20 protein-coding genes and 1 tRNA gene are annotated in these 20,669 nt (G+C 51.3%); 6 read left to right on the forward strand and 15 right to left on the reverse strand.

What is annotated here, in order from left to right; all coding sequences use genetic code 11:
- Positions 1-91: 91 nt before the first annotated feature.
- The 4 genes from A1332_RS22715 to A1332_RS22730 all read right to left on the reverse strand — a co-directional run bounded on the left by A1332_RS22715 (position 92) and on the right by A1332_RS22730 (position 2,727).
- Complete coding sequence (locus tag A1332_RS22715; protein WP_064010678.1) at positions 92-592, reverse strand: TPM domain-containing protein; 501 nt, start codon at positions 590-592, stop codon at positions 92-94.
- Between the two features lie 3 nt (positions 593-595).
- Positions 596-1,444: a TPM domain-containing protein gene (locus tag A1332_RS26380; protein ID WP_064010679.1), complete on the reverse strand. Its 849-nt coding sequence runs from the start codon at positions 1,442-1,444 to the stop codon at positions 596-598.
- 1 nt (position 1,445) lies between these two features.
- A complete protein-coding gene (locus A1332_RS22725) occupies positions 1,446-2,036 on the reverse strand; it encodes a LemA family protein (RefSeq protein WP_064010680.1) in 591 nt (196 codons plus the stop codon).
- 88 nt (positions 2,037-2,124) lie between these two features.
- Positions 2,125-2,727: a DUF938 domain-containing protein gene (locus tag A1332_RS22730; protein WP_064010681.1), complete on the reverse strand. Its 603-nt coding sequence runs from the start codon at positions 2,725-2,727 to the stop codon at positions 2,125-2,127.
- A 50-nt stretch (positions 2,728-2,777) separates the two neighbouring features.
- On the opposite strand from A1332_RS22730, the gene A1332_RS22735 reads away from it, so the two are divergent.
- The gene (locus tag A1332_RS22735) at positions 2,778-3,902 is read left to right on the forward strand and encodes a GNAT family N-acetyltransferase (RefSeq protein WP_064010682.1); all 1,125 of its coding nucleotides are present in this window, start codon (positions 2,778-2,780) and stop codon (positions 3,900-3,902) included.
- Positions 3,903-3,914: 12 nt separating this feature from the next.
- Here the strand turns inward: A1332_RS22735 and A1332_RS22740 are convergent, their stop codons facing one another.
- The 4 genes from A1332_RS22740 to A1332_RS22755 form a co-directional block, all read right to left on the reverse strand.
- Entirely contained in the window at positions 3,915-4,127 is a 213-nt protein-coding gene (locus tag A1332_RS22740) for a TraR/DksA C4-type zinc finger protein (protein ID WP_064010683.1), read from the reverse strand.
- 33 nt (positions 4,128-4,160) lie between these two features.
- The gene (locus A1332_RS22745; protein ID WP_064010684.1) at positions 4,161-5,780 is read right to left on the reverse strand and encodes a putative bifunctional diguanylate cyclase/phosphodiesterase; all 1,620 of its coding nucleotides are present in this window, start codon (positions 5,778-5,780) and stop codon (positions 4,161-4,163) included.
- A 130-nt stretch (positions 5,781-5,910) separates the two neighbouring features.
- On the reverse strand, positions 5,911-8,007 hold the full coding sequence (gene uvrB, locus A1332_RS22750; protein ID WP_231890396.1) for an excinuclease ABC subunit UvrB: 2,097 nt from the start codon (positions 8,005-8,007) through the stop codon (positions 5,911-5,913).
- 32 nt (positions 8,008-8,039) lie between these two features.
- The gene (locus A1332_RS22755) at positions 8,040-9,263 is read right to left on the reverse strand and encodes an ABC transporter substrate-binding protein (protein ID WP_082879839.1); all 1,224 of its coding nucleotides are present in this window, start codon (positions 9,261-9,263) and stop codon (positions 8,040-8,042) included.
- A 138-nt stretch (positions 9,264-9,401) separates the two neighbouring features.
- On the opposite strand from A1332_RS22755, the gene A1332_RS22760 reads away from it, so the two are divergent.
- Complete coding sequence (locus A1332_RS22760; protein ID WP_064010685.1) at positions 9,402-9,791, forward strand: PilZ domain-containing protein; 390 nt, start codon at positions 9,402-9,404, stop codon at positions 9,789-9,791.
- 12 nt (positions 9,792-9,803) lie between these two features.
- The gene (locus A1332_RS22765; RefSeq protein ID WP_064010686.1) at positions 9,804-10,631 is read left to right on the forward strand and encodes an MOSC domain-containing protein; all 828 of its coding nucleotides are present in this window, start codon (positions 9,804-9,806) and stop codon (positions 10,629-10,631) included.
- A 225-nt stretch (positions 10,632-10,856) separates the two neighbouring features.
- Here the strand turns inward: A1332_RS22765 and A1332_RS22770 are convergent, their stop codons facing one another.
- The 7 genes from A1332_RS22770 to rpoH form a co-directional block, all read right to left on the reverse strand.
- Positions 10,857-12,170 (reverse strand): YihY/virulence factor BrkB family protein, encoded by a 1,314-nt coding sequence (locus tag A1332_RS22770; RefSeq protein ID WP_064010687.1) that lies wholly within the window; start codon positions 12,168-12,170, stop codon positions 10,857-10,859.
- A 212-nt stretch (positions 12,171-12,382) separates the two neighbouring features.
- Positions 12,383-13,069, reverse strand: a complete 687-nt coding sequence (locus A1332_RS22775; protein ID WP_064010688.1) for a hypothetical protein — start codon at positions 13,067-13,069, stop codon at positions 12,383-12,385.
- A gap of 216 nt (positions 13,070-13,285) precedes the next feature.
- Positions 13,286-15,094: an ABC transporter transmembrane domain-containing protein gene (locus tag A1332_RS22780; protein WP_064010689.1), complete on the reverse strand. Its 1,809-nt coding sequence runs from the start codon at positions 15,092-15,094 to the stop codon at positions 13,286-13,288.
- A 153-nt stretch (positions 15,095-15,247) separates the two neighbouring features.
- Complete coding sequence (locus tag A1332_RS22785; protein WP_064010690.1) at positions 15,248-15,457, reverse strand: cold-shock protein; 210 nt, start codon at positions 15,455-15,457, stop codon at positions 15,248-15,250.
- 197 nt (positions 15,458-15,654) lie between these two features.
- Positions 15,655-15,855: an integrase arm-type DNA-binding domain-containing protein gene (locus A1332_RS26610; RefSeq protein ID WP_419866006.1), complete on the reverse strand. Its 201-nt coding sequence runs from the start codon at positions 15,853-15,855 to the stop codon at positions 15,655-15,657.
- A gap of 148 nt (positions 15,856-16,003) precedes the next feature.
- Positions 16,004-16,088, reverse strand: a tRNA-Leu gene (locus A1332_RS22790).
- A gap of 47 nt (positions 16,089-16,135) precedes the next feature.
- Positions 16,136-16,990: an RNA polymerase sigma factor RpoH gene (gene rpoH, locus A1332_RS22795; RefSeq protein ID WP_064010691.1), complete on the reverse strand. Its 855-nt coding sequence runs from the start codon at positions 16,988-16,990 to the stop codon at positions 16,136-16,138.
- Between the two features lie 242 nt (positions 16,991-17,232).
- Between rpoH and A1332_RS22800 the strand changes: the two genes are divergently transcribed.
- The 3 genes from A1332_RS22800 to A1332_RS22810 all read left to right on the forward strand — a co-directional run bounded on the left by A1332_RS22800 (position 17,233) and on the right by A1332_RS22810 (position 20,655).
- The gene (locus A1332_RS22800) at positions 17,233-18,894 is read left to right on the forward strand and encodes a glutamine--tRNA ligase/YqeY domain fusion protein (protein WP_064010692.1); all 1,662 of its coding nucleotides are present in this window, start codon (positions 17,233-17,235) and stop codon (positions 18,892-18,894) included.
- Between the two features lie 14 nt (positions 18,895-18,908).
- Positions 18,909-19,793, forward strand: coding sequence for a fructosamine kinase family protein (locus A1332_RS22805; protein WP_064010693.1), 885 nt, complete (start codon positions 18,909-18,911; stop codon positions 19,791-19,793).
- Between the two features lie 217 nt (positions 19,794-20,010).
- Positions 20,011-20,655: a response regulator transcription factor gene (locus A1332_RS22810; RefSeq protein WP_064010694.1), complete on the forward strand. Its 645-nt coding sequence runs from the start codon at positions 20,011-20,013 to the stop codon at positions 20,653-20,655.
- Positions 20,656-20,669: the final 14 nt, after the last annotated feature.

Below are 20,669 nucleotides of genomic sequence, written 5' to 3' on the forward strand. Positions count from 1 at the left end.
TGAATGCTTTGATAGTAATATGGTGTTAGGCCATAAAAAATTCAAGAGGAGACCACTTCAAAAATCACCTGCAATCGGCGGCAAAATGCAATCAGAGGGTAATCGGCGCATTCGGTATTTCGTTTGGATTGTCTAAGGCCGACGCCGGAAAATGCTGTTGCAGCTGAGCGGTAATTTGGGCGATCCCCTCGACTACGCCTTGTTCGAATCGACCAGCCTTAAACTGCACTTCCATGCCCATACAAATCCGGGTCCAGACCGCTTCGCCGACCCTGGCATTTATACCGCGATCAGCAACTATCTCCACATCGCGATCAGCCAGCAGCAAATAAATCAGCACGCCGGTATTACGCTCGGTATCCCAAATTCGGCATTGCGAAAACACTTCAAGCGCGCGTTGTCTCGGCGTAACACCTTGCAGCAACTCGCCTATCTCCAACGCGCTCTCCACGACAAACCGGATCTCGCCTAAGTGCGATGTTTCGCTAGCGGCAATCTCGGTTTCAATAGCTTGCAAACTGTGCTTTGGAAACGCCAAGCGCACGCGCCAGGGACCGCTGAAAATATGTTTGATAAATCTAAAAACTTGCATGGTTTACCATCTCCCCGACGCACCGCCGCCGCCAAAACCGCCGCCGCCACCGGAGAACCCGCCGCCTCCAAAACCACCTCCACCAAAGCCGCCGCCTCTGCCGCCACGAAAACCGCGACCATTACTTTGCGTCATTAGGAAGGCCACGAACGCCAATAGCAATGCGAACAATACGCCGCCACCCAAAAACCACACCAAGACACCCACTACGCCGCCATTAATCAAACCACCTAGAAACCTGCCCAACACCGCGCGTAAAATGCCGCCGCCGGCGATCGCCAGCAAAAATAAAAAGGGAAAGTATTGATTCAACGGGCCATCCATAGCCCGTGACGCAGCAGGAGCCGGCAAAGGTTCGCCTTGAATCAAGCCGATTAAGCTATCCACGCCGGCATTTATCCCTGCTGCATAGTCGCCCTGCCGAAAATACGGGATCATGATGTCATCGATAATCCGCTTGGCCAACACATCCGGCACTACGCCTTCCAAACCGTAACCTACCTCAATGCGCGTTGCGCGGTCATCCTTGGCCAGCAACAACAGTATGCCGTCATCGACGCTCTTGCGACCCAGGCGCCATTGTTCGACCACGCGAATGGAATATTGCGCAATGTCTTCCGGCTGGGTACTGGCGACGATCAATACCGCGATCTGACTGCCTTTTTGTTGCTCAAAGGCCTGTAAGCGTTGTTCCAGGGCTGTTCTTTGCTGAGCGGATAAGGTGCCGGTCAAATCAGTCACACGCTGCTCAAGACTCGGCACCGCTTGCTCGGCACTTACAGCCTTCGCAAACAGGCAAGCGACCAACAAAAAGGCGACCACAAATCCCGGAAACCCGGCAGGCTTCCGCATGTTATTTACCAAAATCGACCACCGGCGCGGTGGATATGGCCTTTTCGTTTTCAACGGTAAACGAGGGCTTGGTTTTATAGCCAAACAGCATCGCCGTCAGATTGCTGGGGAACGAGCGCACGGTGATGTTGTAATCCTTGATCGCGGCGATATAACGATTGCGCGCCACGGTAATGCGGTTCTCGGTACCTTCCAATTGCGCTTGCAGATCGCGGAAATTGGCGTCGGCCTTTAGTTGCGGATAATTCTCGGACACCACCATCAAGCGCGATAAGGCCGAACTCAATTCGCCCTGCGCCGCTTGAAACTTGGCAAACGCCTGTTCGTCGTTCACCAGCTCCGGCGTCGCTTGAATACTACCCACCTTGGCGCGCGAGGCCGTCACCGCTTCCAGTACTTCTTTCTCATGGCCGGCGTAACCTTTCACCGTATTCACCAGATTCGGCACCAAATCGGCGCGGCGCTGATATTGATTCAGTACTTCCGCCCAACCGGCATTGATTTGTTCGTCTTGGGTTTGAAAGGTGTTGTAACCGCAACCGGGTAGCATCAGTGTCGCGATTAAAAGAAAAACCGTTATTATTTTTTGCATAGTCCACTCCGTGAATAGGGAAATTTTAATTGATGGCAGGAGCATAGCACGTGGCTATCTTCGTAACGTAGCGTGAAAACAAAGGTCCTTATGCCCTCTTCCGCAAAACCAATAGCCGGTTATTGGCGGGCATGGCATTGTCGGCCTGCAACTCCAGACCACTTTTGGTGGCCAAAACCATGATCTCTTCAAAATGCTTTATGCCGCTCTGTGGATCCCGTTCCTTAAGCCACAGGTCGAAACCGGCGTTGCTTTCGCTGGTATACGCACCAGCGTAATTGAAGGGGCCATAAATACAGACCGTCGCATCGGCTGCCAGATAGACCGCCAGCCGCTCAAATAACAGCCTTACTTCGTCGCCACTCATGATATGCAAAGTATTCGCGGTAAACACCGCATCGATTCGTTCGCACGGCCATAGCAAATCCGCTACATCCAAGCTTAGCGGCGGCAGTAGATTAGCCAGTTGCGCCTCGTCCCGCCATAAATGGATCCCTGCCAGATGCTCGGGCCTATCAGAAGGCTGCCATTCCAAATGCGGCAGATTCTCGGCAAAATGGCAGGCGTGCTGCCCGGTGCCGCTCCCTATTTCCCAAACCGTGGTCGGTTGGCTAAAGACCGTTTTGATGATCTGTAAAATCGCTTCCTTGTTGTTCTCGCAAGCCTGGGAAAAGGGCTTCTGTATCGTCATGAGCAATGGTTTGATGGTATTTTGATGGTTTAACTCTACTGTGATTAAAAATGGAAGTAAAACAAATCGACAGCATGGCGCAAATCGACGCCGTCGCATGGAATCAGCTGTGCGGACTCGACTACCCATTTTTACGCCACGAGTTTTTATGCGCCCTGGAACAAAGCGCCGCAGTTTGCCCGCAGACCGGTTGGGAAACCGCGCATTTACTGGTTATGGACAAGCAGAAATTGCTGGCAGCATTGCCGCTGTATTTGAAAACTCATTCCTGGGGCGAGTATGTGTTCGATCAACAATGGGCCCAAGCTTACCAGCAGCATGGCCTGGTCTATTACCCGAAATTAGTCAGCGCGATTCCGTTTACCCCTTGCCAAGGACAGAGATTGATATTTTCGCAGGACGTGGATCAAACCGTAGTCTGCGCCATATTGTTCAGTTTTATCCAACAGCTCGACATTTCCTCCTGGCATTGTTTGTTTCCCGAGCATTCCCAACTTGAGCTGCTGCAATCCTTAGGTTTAAGCGTCCGCGAAGGGGTGCAGTTTCAATGGTTTAATCGCAACTACACTACGTTTTCGGATTTTTTACAGACCCTGAGCGCCGATAAGCGCAAGATGATCAAGCGTGAGCGGCGTCGGGTGGTGGAGCAAGGCATTCAGATACAACGCATCGCTGGGCCCGATGTCACCGATGCCCAATGGCAAGTATTTTTCCGGTTTTACGCGTTGACCTACTTAAAACGCAGTTCCGAACCTTATCTGAATCTGGCATTTTTTAAACAAATCGCGCGAACCATGCCCGAGCAGTTGTTGCTGGTTCTGGCAATTAAAGACGACACTTACGTCGGCGCGGCCTTGAGCTTTATCGGTACGGACACACTATACGGCCGCTATTGGGGATGCCAGGCGGAATACAATGCCCTGCATTTCGAGGCCTGTTATTACCAGGGCTTGGACTATTGCATAGAACACGGCTTGGCCCGTTTCGATTCCGGCGCGCAAGGCGAGCATAAAATCTCCCGTGGCTTCGAGCCGGTCACCACCTATTCTGCACATTGGCTAAAGGATGCCGGCTTTGCCAAGGCCGTCGCGCAATTCGTAGATCGGGAGAAAAAAGCGATTCAGCATTACAAACAGGACGCAGCGAATTATCTGCCGTTTAAACGCGCTCAATAAAATAGCGCTACATCAGCCTTTTTCCAGCTCGGTTTGACAAGGCAAACAATACTTACAGGCAATCGCCTGACGCCGTGCTTCCGGGATCGGCTCGCCGCATTCCTCACAATGGGTAGCGGATTCACCGGTATAGATGGCTTTTCGCGTCTCGGCGACAAAAAGCTCGGTCATCTTGTCCATTCTTTCCAAAATCGCGTCGGTACCACCCGCCCATGCTGTGGACATTATTGCCGCTCCTGAATATTGAAATCTTTAAGCTTAACGATTGGTTTCCAGCCACACACCAAAATCCTCGAACGGCATCGGCTTGCTAAACAAGTAACCCTGCGCCAGATCGCACTTATAACTGCTGAGTTTATCCATGATTTCCTGAGTTTCCACCCCTTCGGCGGTGACCTGCAACCCCAGGTTGTGTGCCAAGTTGATGGTGGCTTTGACGATCACCGCATCGTTTTCGCTATGCAACAAATCGACGACAAACGATTTATCGATTTTTAATTCCGTCAACGGCATACGTTTTAAGTAGGCCAGCGAGGAATAACCGGTGCCAAAGTCGTCGATCGACAATTTATAGCCCATTTCATTCAGGCGCTGAATCACCTCCATCGCCCGTTCCGGATCGGTCATGATGGAGCTCTCGGTAATCTCCAGCATCATCCAGCCGGGTTTGATATTCGCTGCCGCCGCGACGCCGGCCATCACATCCGGTAGTTCCGGATCGTGCAAATCCTTGGCGGACAGATTCACCGAAATAATCAATTCCCAGCCGCGCTTGCGCCATTCGGCGCAATGCTTAAACGACTGTTTCAATACCCAGGAGGTAAGGTGCTTGATAACTCTGGTTCTTTCCGCCATCGGAATAAATTCATCCGGCGAAATAAAGCCGTGCTTGGGGTGCTGCCAACGCACCAAGGCTTCCGCGCCGTATACGTGTCCTGTCGCCACTGACACTTTGGGCTGGTAATAAATATGTAATTGCTCTTTTTCGATGGCCTGGCGCAGTTCGCTCATCAAGGTTAGGCGGCGCGGACTGTGATCGTCGTAAGACGGCGCGTAAGTGGTGTAACCTTCGTGGGATTGGCCGGCAACAAATAGTGCCACGCCGGCTTTTTGCACCAGCGTATCGACATCGTCGCCATGCTCTGGAAAGTTAACGATACCAATATTGCTGTGAATCACCAGACTCAGACGTTCGACCTTAAACGCCGGGTCCAGGGCCGCCTGAATGTTTTTTGCTAATGTCAGGCCGGCGGTTTCGTTGTCGACCGCGGACAGCAACACGCTGAAAATATTGCCGTCAATGCGGGCAACGCTATCGGTACCCAAGACCACGCTTTGCAAGCGCGTGGCGATCTGCTTCAAGATCAGATCGCTGCTGTTGCGGCCCAGCGTATCGTAAACTTCCTTAAAGTTGGCCACTTCCACCAGCAATATAGACAACATTTTGTTCTGATTGCCGGCAGCCAAAATAGCCTGTTCCACCCTGTCATAGAACAAAACCCGATTCGGCAAGTCCGTTACCGAATCATGGGTGGTGGAATAACTGACTTGTTTTTCCAGCGATTCGGCGCGGGAGCGCAACTCCTGGGTCTGATCGAGAATCATAGCTCCGGCTTGATAAGCGATTACTGAGCTGGAATATTGACCCCAAAACCCGAAAATAAACGGTAGCGCTTCAAGCATCCACAGGCCATAGTTTTCGGTTTGCGCTTTGATGATGCCGTTTAAGGAGATTTCGCCGACGTAGTAATAACTCAATGCCAGCAACGCGCTGATAATGCTGGCAAGCGCGATAGCCACGCCTTGATAAGTGGTTTTGGATACCTCGCTTTTCAGCACGCGAACATTTTCGTTCAGTATATTTTTGGCGGGTATCATCTGTTTCCCAGCATCTGTTTAATAATCCGCTATCGTCGTTTAGTTTGCACGGACCAAGCTTTGCAAGCTATGGCCCCACAAAATTCACTAAATATAGTTAGCCAAAGCGTTAATTACAAACCCAAGCCCATCAAATTACCATCTCGGCCTGAAGCAATTTAATCTGGTCTCTAACACGTGCCGCATCTTCAAATTCCAGGTTCTTGGCATGCTGATACATTTTTTCTTCCAGTTGTTTCAAGGCTTTCGCGGCCTGTTTCGGTGTCATCGCCTTGTAATTCCCAGCCGGCTCAGCGACTTTGGCTCTGGCATTGGAAATCGAGCCGCCGGAACCGGGAATGGCTAGTTCCAATATATCGGTCACCGATTTGAAAATGGTTTTAGGCTCGATATTATGTTCTTTATTGAACGCTATCTGTTTATTCCGGCGGCGCTCCGTTTCGTCGATAGCCAATTGCATCGAGCGCGTGATTTTATCGCCGTACAATATCGCCTTGCCGTTGGCATTACGCGCCGCCCGACCTATGGTTTGTACCAGCGACACCAACGAGCGCAGGAAACCTTCCTTATCCGCGTCCAGAATCGCTACCAGCGACACTTCCGGTATATCCAGGCCTTCTCGTAACAAGTTGATACCGACCAGCACATCGAACACGCCCAAGCGCAAGTCGCGGATAATTTCCACCCTTTCCACCGTTTCGATGTCCGAATGCAGATAACGTACCTTGACGCCATGCTCCATCAAATAATCGGTCAAATCTTCCGACATGCGTTTGGTTAAGGTGGTAACCAGCACCCGTTCTTGCACCACAGTGCGTTTGGTGATTTCCGACAACAGATCATCGACCTGACTGGTCGCCGGGCGAACTTCAACAATAGGATCGACCAAGCCGGTCGGGCGCACCACCTGTTCCACCACCGCCCCGGAATGTTCTTTCTCGTAAGTACTTGGCGTGGCGGAAACATAGATACGCTGGCCGCAGATTTGCTCGAATTCCTCGAATCTGAGCGGCCGGTTGTCCAAGGCCGAGGGCAATCGAAAGCCGTATTCCACCAAGGTTTCCTTGCGTGAACGGTCGCCCTTGTACATTGCGCCGATCTGCGGCACCGTGACATGGCTTTCGTCGATGATCACCAGCGCATCGTTGGGCAGATAATCGAACATCGTCGGCGGCGATTCGCCGTCCGCGCGATTGGACAGATGCCGGGAATAATTTTCGATGCCCGAGCAATAGCCCACTTCCATGATCATTTCGATGTCGAACAGGGTGCGCTGCTCCAGGCGTTGCGCTTCCACCAACTTATGATTGTCGCGCAATTGTTCCAGACGTTCGGCCAATTCGATTTTGATTTTTTCCACCGCACTGAGTAATTGATCGCGCGGCGTCACATAATGGCTTTTTGGATAAAGCGTGAAACGAGCCAAGCGCTGGGTGACTTCGCCGGTGAGCGGATCGAACATCGACAGCCGTTCAATTTCGTCGTCGAACAACTCAATCCGCAAGGCCTGTTCTTCCGATTCGGCCGGAAACACATCGATCACCTCGCCGCGCACTCGATAGGTCGCTCGCCGCAACTCGGTGTCGTTGCGGGTGTATTGCATTTCCGCCAAGCGCCGCAAAATATCGCGTTGCTTGATCATGTCACCGCGAACCAGATGCAGGACCATCTGGAAGTACGATTCCGGCTCGCCCAAGCCGTAAATCGCCGAAACAGTGGCGACCACGATGGTGTCTCGGCGCTCCAGTAAGGCTTTGGTAGCCGACAGTCGCATTTGCTCGATATGTTCGTTTAGCGAGGCATCCTTATCAATGAAGGTATCGGAGGCCGGGATGTAGGCCTCGGGCTGATAATAGTCGTAATAGGAAACGAAATACTCGACGCTGTTTTCCGGAAAAAACTCCTTCATCTCGCCGTACAACTGCGCCGCCAACGTCTTGTTGGGTGCCATGATCATCGCCGGCCGCTGGGTTTGCTGGATCACATTGGCGACGGTAAAGGTCTTGCCCGAGCCGGTCACCCCTAGCAAGGTTTGATGCAATTCACCATCGTTAATACCCTCCACCAGCTCCGCAATGGCGGTGGGCTGGTCGCCGGCCGGTTGATAACGGCTTTGAATTTTGAACGGTTTATGCGCCGGCCCGGACTTTTGCGGACGCGCCTCTTCCACGCCAAGAATGCCGCTGATCGCCGACTGGCTGATCTCCATACGCCGTTTATCACTCATTCCTGTCCTCTGTGGTTTTCGTCGACACCGGCTTATTTACAAGCCGTTTCCGGCTGGTCGTAGCCCAAAGTATCCAATTCGGTTTTGGGATGCAAAAAGCCCTCCACCGGCGCCACGCCCACTAATGATCGCGGGGCGGCCAACAATACCGGTTGCCGCAATTGCCCGTCCCAGGGGCGAAACGACAAAGGCATGCCTTTATAACCCTGTAGCGCAAACGGCTCGGAAAACACATAATCCTTGATCGCCTGGGTTTGATTGGACTTGCTGCGGACGCTGGCTTCACCTATCGCCCGCACCGCCAGATAGGCCGCGTAATCTTCTTCTTCCATCCAGCGACCGGCGGTGTCCTTGAAGCGATTTTGCAATTGCACCGCGCCCCATTGCTCGTGGGTTCTGTGCCAGGCGGTGGCGATCAAACCCTGGGTACCGATCACCGGGCGTGGTTTCCAGGTGCGGTAATCCAGGTATTCTCCGAACAGGCCCCGCTCGTCGGCCACAACCAACACGTCGTAGTCATCGACTTGGGTAAATACCGGCACGTCGGATTGGGCAGTGCGGCGAGCATCATAGTCGTTGGTCCAGGCTTTTTCCGCAACCAGTTTGGTGCCGAACTTCTTAGCCGCGCGTTTAATAGCTGCTGCGTATAACTTGTCTTCCGGGGTTGGACCAGTCACCAAAAACCAGTTTTGCCAGCGCTTTTTTAGCATGTATTGCGCCAGCGCATCGGCGCGCATGGCCCGGCTGGGCAATATGTGCAAAACCTGATGGCGGCATTCCGTATTACGTAATTCGTCGTCGCTGGTAGCGGCATCAAACAACAATTTGTTTTTGGCGGCCGGCAAGTCGGCCAGCTTATTTAATTGGTCAGCTGGCACGTTCAACACCACCAGGCCTATATCGTCGCCCAGTTGCTTGAAAGCCTGCTGCAAATCGCCGCCAACCGGCACCACGACTTTTCTTAATTCGTAATGCTGACCGGTAAATTGGCCGGTGGTATTGTTATCGGCAATCGCCAGTTCGGCACCGATCTGGCCTTTGTTCTGAATAAAGGGATCTAGGTTGGATAAGGCAGCCGGCGCTGCCCGCTCCTGACTGAAATAGCCGATTTTGACCAGCTGTTTGGCAGGTTCCGCAGGCTTGGTAATCTGAGGCTTGGTCGGTGCCGCTTTCTTGGCAGGCGCGGCAATTGCATCGCTGAGTAGCAACGCTACGATCCAACAAAAACAAAATGAAATAATCGCACTTTTTTTCATAATCCGATACGGAACGACACAAAAGGGCTATTTTAACGGATTCGGTTCGGCCGGGCTCGGTCAATAATCGTCAAGCTCTATTGAATTTTAATGGTTTAACATCAATACTTAGCCACCTTTACATTCGCCGCGTTCGCCATGTCTGAGCCAGATTTCTCTTTAGATTTTCTCGATCAAGAGGTTACGATTGATAGCTCATGGTCTAACAAGCGCAGTGCGGTTCGCTATCTACGCAACGACATCCGTGCCGCCGTTAAAGTCAAAAGTATCTGGTTTCCGCGCTTGTTCCCGGTCGTGTTGCGGGATGTGAGTAGCCGCGGCGCGGCGATAATCAGCGAAAAAAAACTCGGCAAGAATACGCGTATATGCCTGTATCTGCTATTTAACGACGGCACGCGTTTCGATATAGCGGCTCTCGTGGTACATTGCGACCGCGAAAACCGCCGTTACGGCATCAAGTTCGACAACATTGAAAAACATTTAGCAGAGCATTTACTGCATACCCAAACCGATCTGCTATTCAGCTAACAGCAAAATAACATGCCGATACTCAGTGAAATTTATATATACCCGGTCAAATCGCTGGCCGGAATTCGGGTGGAACACTGGCCGGTTGATCACAAGGGCTTGCTGTACGACAGAAAATGGATGCTGATAGACGGCGATAGACAGTTCCTCAGCCAACGCCGTTTACCAAAAATGGCGTTGATCAAAACCCGCATTGAAGACCAACAGTTGATTTTGTCGGCACCAAACCAAGCGGATTTAGCCCTGCCCTTACAAGCGCAAGACGGCGACGATATTGAAGTGGTGGTCTGGCACGACCAATGTATTGCCAAGACCTGCGGCGATAACGCCGATGCTTGGTTAAGCGATTTTTTACAAACCGATTGCCGGCTGGTCTACCAAACCGATGACGATATTCGCAAGGTCGATCCTAACTATGCGTTGGAAAGCGACCAAACCTCTTTTTCCGACGGCTTTCCGTTTTTGATCGCGTCGGAGAACTCTCTAAAAGCCCTCAACCTAGCCATGCCGTTGGCAATTGACATGATTCGCTTTCGGCCGAATTTAGTCGTCGCCGATTGCGACAGCTATGCCGAAGATACTTGGCGACGGCTTACCATCAACGATATTGGTTTTAGATTGCCCAAACCCTGCTCGCGCTGTTCTGTACCCACCATAGACCCGCTAACCGCCGAAACCGGTAAAGAACCCTTGACGACCCTGAATCGTCTGCGCAAATGGCAAAACAAAGTCTATTTTGGGCAAAACGCCTTGCACGACAAACCCGGCAGCTTGTCGGTGGGCCAGACAGTGCTGATCGACGAAATCGGCGAACCGCAGCCGCCGCTATCCTCAACTTAAAAACCTGCCAACTCCGGTGCGCATTTGACGTTTTCAGAATACCTGAATCTCCCAAACTATCATTGGATAGCACGCAAATCTAAAGGCTTTGCTGTCTATTAGTCCGGACCTAAAATACTCCCGCGCAGGTGGTAGCCCACTGGCTACAATGGATTGCCGCTTTCGCGGCAATTACTTCAATAGAGAGTTTAAGGGCCTGATTAATAAGCGTCGCTTGCCCTGCTGCTAAATGTCTTTTAGCAGCAGATTGCTCTCCGACGCTTCGATCATGCTTTTGAAGCTTTCGACCGCATCGATCAACAGTGGCTCCTGATTACTTTCCGGCAACTGGTTTTGCCCACATTGCTCCAGCGCGTTGATCACAAAGCTGATGGTCAAGATATGAATATCTACCGCCGGCAAATAGACCTCGTCGCTGTTGTCCGGTTCTTTTAGTTCGGCAATAAGGCGGCTGAGCAATAATTTCGCCAGCACCTCCTGCACAATCGCGATGGGTATGGCCAACTTGCCGGCAATCTCGGCGGCGCTTAAAGGCGCCTGCAACTGGCCAAAGTTTTTGACTATCAGATGCATGACTTGCAGGGCCACCAGCTTTTTCAACGCAAAACTTAAGTGGGCAAAGCGGTTATTGTTGCGATAGGTTTGATAGTTTTGGGTAAAAAACGCCATCTCGCAACCGAATAACACGATCATCCAACAGCTTTGCAGCCAAACCACAAACAAGGGTAACGCCGCAAAACTGCCGTAAATGGCGTTATAACTCGACACGCCTATCTGCAAACTCAAATACGCCCATTGCAACAGATGATAGCTAACGCCAGTCACCACGCCGGCGAGAATGCCGGCGTGAAAGTTTATTTTATGGTTAGGCATAAAAATAAACGTAAAGGAAAACAAGGCGGTCATCAGCAAGACCGGCGACAAACTCAGCGCCTTAACCACCAACCAGCCGGCGAACGCCGGCAATTGAATGACGGTAATAAACCAGGTGATCTGCGTACTAACAAAGACAGTGATGCTGCTGGCAGCGATCAGCAATACCGGCGCCAACAGCATCAGTGACAAATAGTCGCTAAATTTTCGGCCCAATGTCCGGCCCTTACCGATTTTCCAGATGTAGTTAAACGATTCTTCTATATTGCCTATCAAACTGATGATGGTCCAAAACAGCACGACAATGCCTATCCCGGCCACCACTTCGCCCTTAGCGCTTTCCAGTAGATTTTTGGCAAAGCCGATTAGCTGCACCACCAAAGCATCTCGCTCCGGCATACGCTGCAACAGTTCTTGCTCCAGCATGGTTTCAAAGCCAAAGCCCTTGGCAATCCCGAACAACATGGCGATAACCGGCACTATCGACAAGATGCTGTACAAGGTTAAAGCGGAGGCGCGTAGCTGACAAAGATCGAGACCGAAACTTTGCAAGGACAAAATAACGATTTTTAAATACTTGATTAGTTTTTCTTGAACATACGGCAAATCTTGCTCGTGCAACAGCCAAATATCGTCTCGGACAAATGTTATCAATTTGTTGTACATAGCTGGATTTGGCGGGCGGCGGTAACGGCTAAGTTAGCGATTATCGACTGTCGGCGGAGATCGGAACAAGTTAAAAAACAGAAGCAACTCCCTAACAACATAACTGACAAAAGCAGCAACGCTGATCTTGATGACTAATCTCGCCGCTCGCCGATAGAGTGAAATGCTCAGCAAAACCCTGACGTCGTCGCGGCGAGAACCTTCACTCGCTATCACAATACTTTAACTTGATCCTTCATGAAAGCATCGTTCCTGTCATACTGCTGGGCAAAGAACTTCCATTTCCCATCTTTGCCGCGCACACCAAGCACAGTGGCCTTTTCTCCATCATAGTATGTCCGTACGCCGTCAACCGGCAGCTTGAAAAACTTCGGATTTTTCGAATACCTACCGATGGAATAGCGCCGGCGTAGCATTCCTCCGGTCGGCACGTTCGTCAGTGCCTCACTCTCCACACTCTCCCTCGCCTGAGCACCTTTCAGGTTCTCGCCGTAGTTCCCTGCCAAATGTAATACCGTGGCCTTGGTCATATCACCGGAGTGATATTGGATGGTGAAACGGCAGCCAGTGAGTTGAGATGTCAGAAATATCCCCGGCCCTTTATTGTCCAACGTAGCTCCCGAGACACCTGACATCTGGTTCACCTCGTCCCAACGCTTCCAGGGTAAATACCAAATCCTTAGAGAATTTCGGGGAGAATCGCCGGAGGTCATCGCGCGCAGTTTGATGGTTTGCGCTTCGTCTACCAGAGTTACATCTACCTGTTTATATTCATCTTGAATCCCGATTTGTCCAGGGACGAAATCGAGGCTCTCTTCATCAACCTTAAAGTTGTACTCATTGAGTGCAACGACCGGATCTTGCTCGAGCTTAATAAGAAAATCTTCTAAATCTGGCATGTTAGCTTCTCCATTGAGTTGATTATTTAAAGTTCGATACAGCTAGTCAGCGACATGCAAGATCTTGTCAACAACTGCGGGGGAAAAGTATAGACAAAAAACAGTTACTCTCTACCCGACACTGATTTGAAGTCTTCCGAATGATAACTAGCGAAATTACTTAATAAACTAACGCCCGAAAAACCCATATCGATTAAATGTCGCTAAGCAAAAATCCTATTGAACATCGAATTGTAGATTTGCCAGTCTGGCATACAGTCCGCTTTGTTTTCTTAAATCATCTGGAGAACCGGTTTCGACGATACGTCCCTGATCTAACACCACGATGCGGCTGACTTTATTAACGGTGGCCAAACGGTGCGCAATAATCAAAGTGGTGCGCCCTCGCATGGCGGCGTTCAAGCCTTGTTGCACCAATACTTCTGACTCCGCATCCAGCGCGCTGGTAGCCTCGTCCAGCAGCAAAAGCGGGGCGTTTTTCAGAATGGCCCGGGCAATGGCAATACGTTGACGCTGCCCGCCGGAAAGGCGCGTACCGCGCTCGCCGAGAAAGGTTTGGTAGCCATCCGGCAAGCGGTCGATAAATTCCGCCACTTGGGCCAATTGACCGGCCTCCATCACGTCTTCATCGCTGGCATCGGGTCTACCGTAACGAATATTCTCCAGCGCGGTGGTCGAGAAAATCACCGCGTCTTGCGGCACGATGGCAATTTTGCCGCGCAGTTCCTGCAAGGATAGCTGACGAATATCCTGACCGTTTAGGCGGATGGTGCCGTGGGTGGCATCGTAAAAGCGCAATAATAATTGGAACAGCGTGGTCTTGCCCGCACCGGACGGGCCGATAAAGGCGACGCTCTCCCCTGCGGCTATGCTCAAATCAATACTATCCAACGCGGCGGTTTGTAAGCGTGACGGGTAACTGAAGCCGACTTGCTGAAATTGTATCGCCGCTTTGTCGCCGTCCGCCAAAGGCTGGGGCGTGGCAGTATCTATGATCGCCGGTTCGGCATGCAGCAGCTCCAGCAGGCGCCCGGTTGCGCCGGTCGCCCGCATCACATCGCCCCAGACTTCGGCTATGGTACTGACCCCACTGGACACCAGTGTGGCATAGAGTACGAAAGAAGCCAGTTGCCCACCGGTCATGGTGCCGGCGTTTACCTGATTGGCGCCTATCCATAGTACGAAAATGATCGAACCCATCACGGCGGTGATGACAATCACCGTCAATGCGGAGCGAAAGCGGCTGCGGCGGACAGCGGTGAGAAAACTGATTTCGGCGCGCTCGCTGAAGCGGTTCGCTTCGCGGCGCTCCTGAGTATAGGCTTGGACGGTAGACACAGCATTGAGAATCTCGCCTGCTAACGCCGAGGCATCGGCAATCTTATCCTGCGATTCCCGCGACAGCTTTTTTACTTTCCTGCCCATTGCCAAAATCGGCAAGGTCAGCAAGATCATCAACCCCAATATCAGCGAGAACAGATGCAGGCTGGTCACCGCCAGCATGATCATGCCGCCGACAAACTGGAATAAACTGCGCAAACCCATGGATATCGAACTGCCTACCACGGTCTGGATCAACGTGGTATCGCCGGTCAGTCGTGATAGCACTTCCCCGGTTTGTAGGGTCTCGAAAAACTGCGGCGACTGGGCCAGCACCCGCTCGTACACCGCGCTGCGCAAATCCGCCGTCACCCGCTCGCCGACCCAACTGACGGTGTAATAACGCGCGGCTATCGTCACCGCCCACAGGCAGGCTAAGCCAAATAGAGCCAGAAAGTGTCCATCCATGCTCAGCGAACCCAACAAACCGCCTTGCTCAGCCTGTCGCTGCCCAAAGCCAAAATCGATCAGGTCGCGGAATGCCAAAGGCACTAACAAAATTGTTGCCGAGCCGAGGCACAACAAACAAAAAGCCAGAAACATTCTGCCCCGATACGGACGGATAAACGGCCATAACACCTTTAGTGTTGAGATCTTGCGGGCAGAATCTGTGCGTTTAGAATTGGAGCCAGATTTTTGAGACATAATTTTCGGGGGGTCGATGCGCTAAAACTCGATGCATGCAGAGGGGTAAAAATAATATAGGGGCATTACCGGAATCTGGATTTTTGTTTTTGCAAAAAAAAAGCCGGTGTTACCCGGCTTCCATGCTTCGCTATGATAGCAACCAAATGGCCACTATAGAGGAGTCACGTTTTCCGCTTGAGGGCCTTTCGCTCCGGCGGTCACTTCCATCGTTACACTCTGGCCTTCTCTCAGGGTTTTGCGACCGCTGCCTTGAATGACGCTAAAGTGTACAAACACATCTTTGCCACCATCTTGTTCAATGAAGCCGAAGCCTTTGTCATCGTTGAACCACTTAACTTTACCTTGTACTAATGCTGCCATAAATTACTCTTAACTTTTAAAAAACCATTACTGGTGTGTTCCCGGTTGTTTTCTACAACAGCCGAGTACTGATTATGCATCAATTTAGGCGGTCGTGTTGCAAAAGAAAAGCCGATAACCCGCGACTACCAACAGCTTGTTGTCGCTAACGGTAGAGTATGAGGTGCAATCAAATACCATTCAGAACCCGTTTCCGGTTACGATGCAAAATCAAGCCTATTCTGCTTTCCTTTAAATCGATAGATGAAACGCCAAAGTTTTGAACCGTTGGCTTTGACCAACATCATCAAGCATTCTCCGTCGTTGATGGTGTAGTCTTTGTCTTTAGGCTTTTGCCCTGTAGACCGTGTCTTTATTGAAATTCTTAGCCATCGAGTGACACCGAAAGTGATTCGCAGTGATACGTTTTGGCGCCACTTTCGCGCGCGTCACTGTTTACGGTGTATGCCACTGCATTTTGTTGCACTTCTTTGGACAATAAAAAACCCGCTAAGCCAGGCGGCCTGCGGGTTTCTGTATGTCTTTGTACTTCTCTAAATCTTTCTTTGGTACCGAGGGTCGGAATCGAACCGACACTCCTTTCGGAACCGGATTTTGAATCCGGCGCGTCTACCAGTTTCACCACCCCGGCAAAGAAAGCGACATTATACTGAGTTTTTCAGAAATGCCAAACATTTTTTACGCCGCCAAGGTCACCGCTGCTTTCAGCTTTTTCATGGCGTTTTGTTCCAACTGTCTGATGCGCTCGGCGGAGACTTGATAACGATCTGCCAATTCGTGCAGCGTGGCTTTTTCTTCGACCAGCCAGCGGCTAGCGAGAATATCGCGGCTTCTGTCGTCCAGACTCGCCATCGCATCCATCAGCAATTCTTCCTTGCGGTCTTCCCAGTCGCTGTTTTCCAGCAATAAAGCCGGATCGGCTCCATGCTGTTCCAGATATGCGATAGGCGCTTGCACGTGATCTTCGCCGTCGTCGCCAGTCGGCTCAAGTCCTACATCGCGGCCATCCAAACGCCGTTCCATTTCGTAAACGGTTTTAACATCGACATCCAGATTTTCCGCAATCGCTTCCGCGTCGTCTTGGGAGAGATAGCTCAAGTCTTTTTTGAATTTACGCAGATTAAAAAACAGTTTGCGCTGCGCTTTAGTTGTAGCGACTTTAACGATGCGCCAGTTTTTAATCACATATTCGTGAATTTCCGCTTTGATCCAATGTACGGCAAAAGACACCAGACGCACGCCCATGTCCGGGTCGAAACGTTTTACCGCTTTCATCAAGCCGATGTTGCCTTCCTGCACAATGTCCGCCAATGGCAAGCCATAACCAGCATATCCTCTGGCCACATGCGCCACAAAACGCAGATTGGACATCACCAGCTCGCGCGCGGCATTCAAATCGCCTTCATCTCGGTAACGCAACGCCAAGTCCTGCTCTTGCTCGACGCTGAGTTTGGGCATTTGGGCTACTAAGTTCAAATAAGAATCAAACGTCCCAACCGATAAATTGATCGGCAAAGCCAAGCTGTTGTTCATATCACCCTCGTTTCCGGTGGAATAAATTAACGATGACCAAATTCTAGCACTCGATCAACAAGAGTGCTAATAATTTAGTAAAAATCTTTTAATACAATTATTTACAATGAATTTTGCGTTAATTTTGATGCAAAATCGGCTGATGATGCCGCCTTTACGAATTCCGGCCAAACTCGTTAAAATGGCGACTGACTCGATATTCGCCGCCCACCTCATAAATAACCATAGCCATTTACTCGAACATGTCAGCTTCCGATAGCCCAGTTTCATCCAATTTCATCAGACACATCATCGCCGCCGATCTGGCCGCCAACAAAAACAAGGGCAAAATCGCCACCCGCTTTCCTCCCGAACCCAATGGTTATCTGCACATCGGTCACGCCAAATCGATTTGCCTGAATTTCACACTAGCCGCCGAGAACAACGGCACCTGCAATTTGCGCTTCGACGACACCAATCCGGAAAAAGAAAGCGTCGAATATATGGAAGCCATCGAACGCGATGTGCAGTGGTTAGGGTTTAAGTGGGCCGGCAAATATCACGCTTCCGATTACTTCGAACAGCTTTATGCTTACGCAGTGCAGTTGATCAAACAAGGCGACGCTTATGTCGACAGTTCCACGCCGGAGCAAATGCGCGCCGACCGCGGCACCTTGACCGAGCCCGGCAAGCCTAGCCCGGACCGCAGCCGCTCCATCGAAGACAATCTGGATTTGTTCACCCGTATGCGTGCCGGCGAATTCGCCGACGGCCAATATGTGCTGCGCGCCAAAATCGATATGGCCTCGCCCAACATTAATATGCGCGACCCAACCATCTACCGCATCCGCCGCGTGCATCATCAACGTACCGGCGATGCCTGGTGTTTGTACCCGATGTACGACTATACCCATTGCATTTCTGATGCGCTGGAAGGCATCACCCACTCGATCTGCACCTTGGAGTTTGAAGATCACAGACCGCTGTACGACTGGGTGCTGGACAAATTGCAAACCCCTTGCCATCCGCAGCAAATCGAATTCGCTCGCCTGCAATTGGAATACACCATCGTCAGTAAACGTAAATTGCTGCAACTGGTTACCGAAAAGCATGTCAACGGCTGGGACGATCCGAGGATGCCGACCATTTCCGGCCTACGTCGAGCGGGTTTTACGCCAGAAGCGATCCGGGATTTCTGCGAACGCATCGGCGTCACCAAAAATGATTCCTGGATCGAAATGGGCGTTTTGGAAAACTGTATTCGCGAAGACTTGAACGAACGCGCGCCTAGAGCGATGGCAGTGTTAAGACCCTTAAAAGTAGTGATCAGCAACTGGGAAGACGGCAAAATCGAAACCTACCAAATCGCCAACCATCCGCAAAAACCGGAAATGGGCAGCCGTGAGGTCAGCTTCTCCAAAACCATCCTGATCGAACAAGACGATTTCATGGAAAACCCGCCCAAAGACTTCAAACGCTTGGTAGCAGGCGGCGAAGTGAGACTGCGCGGCTCGTATGTCATAAAATGCGAGGAAGCGATTAAAGACGATGCCGGTAACGTTATAGAACTGCATTGCAGTTACGATCCGGCCACCTTGGGCAAAAACCCGGAAGGCCGCAAAGTGAAAGGCGTAATCCATTGGGTATCCGAACAACATGCCCTACCCGCCGAGCTACGTTTATACGACAGACTGTTCAGCCATCCCAACCCGGACACCTTGGACAATTTCCTGGATAGCATCAACCCCAACTCGCTGGAAGTATTGAGCGATTGCCGGGTAGAAGCCAGTTTGGCCAAGGCCACGCCGGATACCCGCTACCAGTTCGAGCGCACCGGCTATTTTTGCCTGGACTACGCAGACAGCACCCCGGAAAAACTGGTGTTTAACCGCACAGTGACATTGCGCGACAGCTGGGCAAAGTAGCCGGTTAATCGACTATGGCCGCGCTGCAACATTTAATCAGCCATCTCGAAGCACAAACCGGCCAATCTCTGAAAAACCACCGCCTTAGCAGTATCGGCGGTGGCGACATCAATAGTGCTTACCGGCTACAAACCGCCAACATCGACTGGTTTATCAAATTAAACCGCGTGGACTTGGCGGAGATGTTTCTTGCCGAAGCGGCGGGTTTACGCGAGTTGGCCGACATAGGCGCGGTGCGCGTACCAAAAGTGATTTGCTTTGGCGAATGTCAACAACACGCTTATCTGGTGTTGGAATTTATCGAATTGGGCGCATTACACGGCCGTAGCGCCAGTCTTTTCGGCCAACAACTCGCCTTGCTGCACCAAAAGCCTCAAGCCTATTTCGGCTGGCCCATCGATAACACCATCGGCTCCACCCCGCAACATAACGCCAGGCACGACGACTGGGTCAGTTTTTGGCGGCAACAACGTTTGGGCAAGCAATTGCAGTTTGCGGCAGCAAATGGTTATCGCGGCTCACTGCAAACTCAAGGGGAAAAACTGCTGGAAAGAATTGGCGATTTTTTCAGCGACTACCGCCCGCACCCATCCTTACTACACGGCGATTTATGGGGCGGCAACGCTGCCGCAGATAAGCAAGGGCAACCGATAATCTTCGACCCCGCCTGCTATTACGGCGACCGCGAAGCGGATCTGGCCATGACCGAACTTTTCGGCGGTTTCAGCCGCGATTTTTATGCGGCGTATCAAGCCGAATATCCGCTGGACAGTGGTTATAAAACCCGCAAAACCCTTTACAACCTTTACCACATTCTCAACCATCTAAACCTGTTTGGCAGCGGCTACTTAAACCAGGCCAACAGCATGATCGGCCAGCTATTGGCAGAATCGAACTAATCATGTCTATCGCCGAATCACCTAAATGAAGCGATAGTTTTGACAAAGTCAGTTGCAACTCCCCTCCGCCATTTTCCCGGCTCATAAAAAGAATTTTTCCCGCGTCACTCCAGGAATTTACTCCCGGATAATAGCCGTCAACTTTAAGGCCGAAACATCAAGGCAGTTCTACAGCCCCGTTTCGAAATTTATGACGCCAATTCATTGCACCGCTTCCATGAGCAACACCATAAAAATATTATTAGTCGACGACCATGCGGTGGTACGCGCAGGTTTTCGCATGCTATTGTCGATTAGCGGCAATGTCGAAGTCGTCGCCGAAGCGGAACGCGGCGAACAGGCCATTCAGCGTTACCACGAATCCCAACCGGATATGGTGGTGATGGATTTATCCATGCCGGGGATCGGTGGCCTGGAAGCGATTCGGCGGATAGTCGCGCGGGATGCCAATGCGCGGATTTTGGTGTACAGCATTTATCACGAACAGGTTTACGTGCGGCGCGCGTTGGAGGCCGGTGCGCAAGGTTACATCACCAAAAACATGGCACCAAATTTGTTGATGACAGCTATAGAAAGCATCATGCATGGCAAAAGCTATGCGGAACCCGGACTGCTCACATCCGCTGAGGCACCCTGCGGCAATGTAGAGCATCAAGCAATAGTCAACGCGTTCTCTCCACGCGAGTTCGATATATTCAGGTTACTGGCCCAAGGTCTGACCGTCGCCAAGATTTCCGCTCACCTATGTTTGGGCAATAAAACCATCGCCAACTATGCGACGCAAATCAAGAAAAAACTGCACGTGCAGACCACCACCGAATTGGCGCATATCGCCGTCAATCTAAACATACTCAATAAATAAACCCTAACTAAGGC

Origin of the sequence: Methylomonas methanica, assembly GCF_001644035.1 — a bacterium.
GTDB lineage: Bacteria > Pseudomonadota > Gammaproteobacteria > Methylococcales > Methylomonadaceae > Methylomonas > Methylomonas methanica_A.